General features: G+C 36.1%; 1 protein-coding gene. It reads right to left on the reverse strand.

From position 1 onward, the window contains the following. Positions 1-206 precede the first annotated feature (206 nt). On the reverse strand, positions 207-659 hold a 453-nt coding region (locus tag A4S05_RS23685; protein ID WP_141699789.1), incomplete at its 5' end, for a tetratricopeptide repeat protein.

Here is a 659-nt window from a genome sequence, read left to right on the forward strand (position 1 = left end):
AGGTTGCCCCTGGTTGCACGAACCTTCTATTTACGCCTACCCGACCACAGTGATGCCGATCTGACAAAACCGCATTGCTCCCTGAAATTGTCCCAATTTCTACAGACCAGCAAAACACTCCATCCTCTCCCACCCTTGCTACATAAGCTTTACGCAAAGTGTTTCTTCAGAGAGGGATTACACTCGTATTGCTGTAAATATTTAAATTATAACCGCCACCAAGGTGACTCCAATTTTTTTAGTTTATTTATTGCTTTTTGATATTGTTCTAAATCTCCTTGGTTTAAATAAAGATTTGCTGCTTGTTCGTAATTTAAAATTGCATCCTGTCTATTATTCAACCCATAATAAAGCTGACCTTTATTTTTATATGAATTAGCATAGTTAGGCTTGATTTGAATAGCTCGGTTATAATCTTTAATTGCACCTTCATTATCATTTAATTTTTCGCGAGCCATAGCACGATTATTGAAGATAATAGCATCATTACAATTTAGTTCAATAGCCTCATTGTAATCTTTAGTAGCACCTTTGTAATCACCTAATTTATAGCGAGAGTAACCACGATTATTGTAGTGATAAGCATTATTAGGCTCAAGTTTAATCGCTTGGTTGTAATCTTCAATTGCACCTTGATAATCTCCTAAACTATCGCGAGC

The organism is Nostoc sp. KVJ20, assembly GCF_001712795.1.
In the GTDB taxonomy this organism is placed as follows: Bacteria; Cyanobacteriota; Cyanobacteriia; order Cyanobacteriales; family Nostocaceae; genus Nostoc.